The 4949-nt window shown below is 45.4% G+C and carries 5 protein-coding genes and 3 pseudogenes; 5 read left to right on the top strand and 3 right to left on the bottom strand.

Annotated elements, in window-relative coordinates:
- The first annotated feature begins 206 nt into the window (after positions 1 to 206).
- The 4 genes and pseudogenes from P5674_RS16735 to P5674_RS16720 all read left to right on the top strand — a co-directional run bounded on the left by P5674_RS16735 (position 207) and on the right by P5674_RS16720 (position 2955).
- Positions 207 to 527: a recombinase family protein gene (locus tag P5674_RS16735; RefSeq protein WP_006616075.1), complete on the top strand. Its 321-nt coding sequence runs from the start codon at positions 207 to 209 to the stop codon at positions 525 to 527.
- Positions 484 to 1347, top strand: a complete 864-nt coding sequence (locus tag P5674_RS16730; RefSeq protein WP_231852509.1) for a transposase — start codon at positions 484 to 486, stop codon at positions 1345 to 1347. The genes P5674_RS16735 and P5674_RS16730 overlap by 44 nt, the downstream gene beginning before the upstream one ends.
- A gap of 12 nt (positions 1348 to 1359) precedes the next feature.
- Positions 1360 to 1608, top strand: a pseudogene (locus tag P5674_RS16725) (transposase); the annotation flags it as partial.
- A 24-nt stretch (positions 1609 to 1632) separates the two neighbouring features.
- Positions 1633 to 2955, top strand: coding sequence for an SBBP repeat-containing protein (locus P5674_RS16720; RefSeq protein WP_315670105.1), 1323 nt, complete (start codon positions 1633 to 1635; stop codon positions 2953 to 2955).
- Here P5674_RS16720 and P5674_RS16715 read toward each other — a convergent pair.
- The 3 genes and pseudogenes from P5674_RS16715 to P5674_RS16705 all read right to left on the bottom strand — a co-directional run bounded on the left by P5674_RS16715 (position 2941) and on the right by P5674_RS16705 (position 4008).
- Positions 2941 to 3425, bottom strand: a pseudogene (locus P5674_RS16715) (M48 family metallopeptidase). The gene P5674_RS16720 and the pseudogene P5674_RS16715 sit on opposite strands and share 15 nt — an antisense overlap.
- Entirely contained in the window at positions 3426 to 3668 is a 243-nt protein-coding gene (locus P5674_RS16710) for a YgjP-like metallopeptidase domain-containing protein (protein ID WP_014277381.1), read from the bottom strand. It lies immediately after the preceding pseudogene.
- Positions 3655 to 4008, bottom strand: a complete 354-nt coding sequence (locus P5674_RS16705) for a hypothetical protein (RefSeq protein ID WP_006615982.1) — start codon at positions 4006 to 4008, stop codon at positions 3655 to 3657. The genes P5674_RS16710 and P5674_RS16705 overlap by 14 nt, the downstream gene beginning before the upstream one ends.
- Here P5674_RS16705 and P5674_RS16700 point away from each other — a divergent pair.
- Positions 3904 to 4536: pseudogene (locus P5674_RS16700) on the top strand (hypothetical protein). The gene P5674_RS16705 and the pseudogene P5674_RS16700 overlap by 105 nt on opposite strands.
- Positions 4537 to 4949: the final 413 nt, after the last annotated feature.

The raw sequence follows: 4949 nt of genomic DNA, 5'->3' as shown, positions 1-4949 counted from the left end.
CAGGCAGCTATTTCGGGTATCTCATCCCTATTTCATGCCTGAACGTCTCGCACCCCATTGTCTGTTATACAAGAGTCAGCACCCATTCCCAAAAGGATGACCTCATTAGACAGGCTGAATTTCTACGCAGCGCATACCCAACAGCATAAATTCTTACAGAAGTTGGCAGTGGACTCAATTTTAAATGGCGAAAATTCCTCGCTATATTGGAACGAATATACGAAGGAAATATCGGCACACTTGTCATCGCTCACGCCGATAGGCTTGTCCGTTTCGGATTTCCACTCATTGAATGGTTATGTGCAGAAAGTGGATGTGAATTCGTGGTTCTCAGGAAAAAGAGTCTCTCTCCAGAACAAGAACTCGTTAGCGATATCTTGTCCATCCTCCACTGTTTCTCTGCTCGGATTTACGGACTACGAAAGTACGAAAAACCAGCCCGTAAAGAACTTCAAAAAGAAACCCCGTCATCAGACAAGCAAGATGACTCCGAACAGATTGAGGAAGGTGAGATTGTATCCTTGTGAAGAATTACACGCTGTTTGGAAACGTTGGTTAGCTGCTTATCGGTGGATTTATAACTATACCATTGCCACTTGGAAACATGGCTATCAATGGAGCTGTTTTGACTGCCAAAAGTTAGTCATAAATAGTGACAAACCGGAATGGGTAAAATCTTTACCAGTACATCAATTACAGGAAGCAGTAGCCGATGCTTTCGATGCTTTTAAACAAGCTAATGCGGCTGGGGTTCAAGTCAAATTCAAGTCCTGCAGAGCACCATCTCAAATCATTAAATTCAAGGTGAATAACTTTAGGAATGGAACTTGGTATACCCGTTTAACTAAAGGTTTAACCTTTACTTCACCTCAAGCTATACCTAAGAATTGCCCTTATGGAACACAACTAAAGTATGCCAGGGGTAAATGGTATGGTTGTTTTCCAGAGTATCAAGAGCCGGAAACAACAGAGCAAAAGAGGGTTATAGCTTTAGACCCTGGTGTGCGCTCCTTTTTAGTGGGTTATGATGGTGAATCGATTACTGAGTTTGCTACCAATGATATTGGCAAAATTAATCGCCTTTGTTACCATTTAGACGTTTTAATGAGCCGGATTAGTCAATGTAAAATTAAACGAAAACGATATCAAATGCGTAGAGCTTATCATCGAATGCGGGAGCGGATTCGTAACCTAGTCGATGATTTGCATAAGAAAGTCGCTCATTTCTTAGTTAATCACTATAAACTTATCTTTCTTCCTACTTTTAATTCTAGTAAAATGGTTTTCAAGTCTCGTAGAAATCTCAACTCTAAGTCAGTGAGAAACTTGTTAAATTGGAGTCACTAAAGATTTGCTAAACATCTCATGCAACAAGCAGAAAGAAAAGGTGTTTTAGTTGTACGCTGTAACGAAAGTTATACCTCTAAAACCTGCCACCATTGTGGTCAAATCCATGACAAACTAGGGGGAAGTAAGGTTTTTAAATGTCCTAATTGCGGCTATACAGCACCCCGTGATTGGGTAGGCGCACGAAACATTATGCTTCGTGCTTTGCAGGCTACTGCCGTTGTCTTCCAAGACAATGCGATACTTTTTCAATCTGTGTAAAGCTTTCATAATTTTTGTACAGGTTTGAACACGTTAAATGTAGCACAGCCATACGAAATTCCCAGTAATGAAAACGATGTATTTCTCGCCCGGTATGAACCCGATGGCAGCCAGGTATGGACAACCCGGTTAGCAAGCAATAGGTCGGAAATAGCCCATGCCCTCACCACCGGCCTTGATGGGTCCATTTATGTAGCTGGCTTTACTAACGGCGACCTAGGTGGGGAAATAAATAATGGTGGCACGGATGCCTTTATCAGCAAATACGAACCCGATGGGACTGTGACATGGACAAGGCTGTTAGGAACCAGTAATTGGGATGGTGCCAGAGCCCTCACCACTGGCTTTGATGGGTCTATTTATATGGCGGGTGAGACTTGGGGCGACCTGAATGGGGAAATTAATCAGAGTGGTGCTGATGGCTTTATTGCCAAATACGAACCCGATGGGACTCTGGTATGGACAAGGTTGTTGGGAAGCAATGGTTGGGGGGCAGCTAATGCCCTCAGCACCGGCCTTGATGGGTCTATTTATGTCGCTGGTCTAACCGAGGGCGACATCAACGAGGAAATTTTTAATCGTGGCGGGAATGCCTTAATCAGCAAATACGAACCGGAGGATGGGACTCTGGTATGGACAAGACAGTTGGGAACCCCTAATCCTGACGAAGCCAATGCCCTCACCACCGGCCTTGATGGGTCTATTTATATGGCGGGTTGGACTCAAGGCAACCTGGGTGGGGAAATGAATCGTGGTTACTCCGATGGGTTTATCGCCAAATACGAAACTGATGGCGCTTTGGCGTGGACAAGGCTGTTAGCCAGCAATGACTGGGACGGTGCAAATGCCCTCACCACGAGAATTGATGGGTCTATTTATATCGCGGGCTATACTCGAGGCAACCTAAATGGGGAAATCAATAATGGAGCGTCAGATGCGTTTATGAGTCGGGTGATAGTCGATGGGACTGTAGCGGAACCTGTACCGCCGCCGGAATTTATCGACCCATTGTTACCTCTCAACGGTGATTATATTCCCATAGCGGGCGACTTTAATGGTTCGGGAATCACAGATATTCTCTGGTATGCTCCCGGTCCTGACCCTGATTATATGTGGTACTTTCATGCAGATGGTAGTTATGGGAGTCGTTTGTTCATGATTAATGGTTATTATATTCCCATAGCGGGCGACTTTAACGGTTCGGGAATCACAGATATTCTCTGGTATGCTCCCGGTCCTGACCCTGATTTTATGTGGTACTTTAATCAAGATGGTAACTATGACGGTTTTCAGTTGACCGTTGATGGTCATTATGCTCCGGTTCCGGCAGATTTAGAAGTCTTCTAAGGGTTCCCGGTTCAGAATATCTCGATATTGTCGCCATGGGGGAAGATACTCGTCCATATAAGCCTGAAAACGGTGATTATGATAACGTTCTAAGAGATGTACTAACTCATGAACTACCACATATTCCAAGCACTCTATGGGGTTTTTGGCGAGTTCTAATTTAGCCAAATGCGGCGCTGAGTGATATTACAACTCCCCCATTTAGTCCGCATTTTCTTAATCCCCCAATCGGTCACATTTTCCCCGATAATGGGTTGCCATTTATTCAGCAATTGTGGTATAGTATCATGGACTTTTTGCCGATACCATTCGGCTAAAACTTGGGCGCGATTGTCCCGATAAGTTACGGGATTAACGAATAATTGCACTATCCGAGAATTGGGAATTTTAAGTTCATGTTTCCCTCGGCGTTCTATGAATTCTAAGCCGTAGCGTTTACCGAAGATATAATGAGTTTCGCCGGATACCATTTATCGCGGGGATTGACTGGGTTGGGCGGCGAATTTAGCCTGGTGTTTTTTAATCAAAGATAGGCGGGAGATAATCGCCAGTCGGATATTATCATCAGTGAAGTGAAGCGGCGCAGCTACCCGCACCCGACCCTCTGGGGGATAGACTCCAATATAGAGATTTTTAATCGATTTCCGAATCACTTGCACGGGAATTTGAGCAATGGTTATCTGGTAATCTGTGGGAGATTTACTGGTAGTCATGTTGCTGTTTAATTAACTCTAAAATGGTGTCAACGGGTAGGTCTACTTTAGCATCAACTAGGACGGCATTAAGGGCATTTTTTACCTCGATTTCTTGGAAATGGTTGCCAATCCAGTTGTCTTTTTTGGTGGTGATCACGACCTGATCAATCTTGAGGCATAAGGCTTCATTTTTGCCTAGTGGCGTGACATTGCTAAAATAGGGTATTGAATCAAGGAGAAGGAGGCAAGCCGCATGGGTAGTCGAAGACAAAATCAGGTCAAACTCGACCAAGAACAGCGGCAGCGACTCGAAGCCATCAGCAAGAACGGTTACGCCCCGGCGAAAAAAATTCTGCACGCCAAAGTGCTCTTGATGTCAGATGAGAGAGAAGGAGCTTCCCGCTACTAGACAGATAATGGCATTGCCGAGGCTCTGAATCTCCACCGCAACTCAGTTGGACGTATCCGAAAACGCTTCTTAGAGCATGGAGTTGAACCCGCCTTAAATCGCCAGGTCAGACGCACGCCACCGGTCAGGCCCAAAGTAGACAACCTCAACACTCACAGCATCACCTCTCTCTACAAAACCTTTCCGGCCCCCGAAGCTCACGCTCTCGCTCGCCGTCATGAGATCATTCACACGCCACGAACACGAAACGGCAGTTGGCTCAATGTAGCTGAGACTGAGTTATCGGTGTTGAGCCAACAGTGTTTGAAGCGACGTTTAGAAAGTGCCGAGAAGCTCGAACGCGAAGTAGTGGCGTGGCAGCAAGAGCGTAATGAGAAGCGAGCCCAAGTGAGTTGGCAATTTACGACCGAAGATGCACGAGTGACTCTGCGTCATCTTTACCCAAGGTTTGAGGAGGTCTCGTCCTCCTCAAACTAATGCACTATTTTAAGCGTGTCATGCCACTACAAGGTTATTTAATTAGATACCTGGTGCGTCAGTTTATCAGTTCTCCGGTTCTTATCGGTGTCGCCTGGTCTGACGCACCCTACAAGGTTATTTAATTAGATACCTGGTGCGTCAGTTTATCAGTTCTCCGGTTCTTATCGGTGTCGCCTGGTCTGACGCACCCTACAAGGTTATTTAATTAGATACCTGGTGCGTCAGTTTATCAGTTCTCCGGTTCTTATCGGTGTCGCCTGGTCTGACGCACCCTACAAGGTTATTTAATTAGATACCTGGTGCGTCAGTTTATCAGTTCTCCGGTTCTTATCGGTGTCGCCTGGTCTGACGCACCCTACAAGGTTATTTAATTAGATACCTGGTGCGTCAGTTTATCAGTTCTCCGGTTC

The organism is Limnospira sp. PMC 289.06 (genome assembly GCF_032350395.1).
In the GTDB taxonomy this organism is placed as follows: Bacteria; Cyanobacteriota; Cyanobacteriia; order Cyanobacteriales; family Microcoleaceae; genus Limnospira; species Limnospira platensis.
This window is presented reverse-complemented; position numbering and strand designations above follow the sequence as displayed.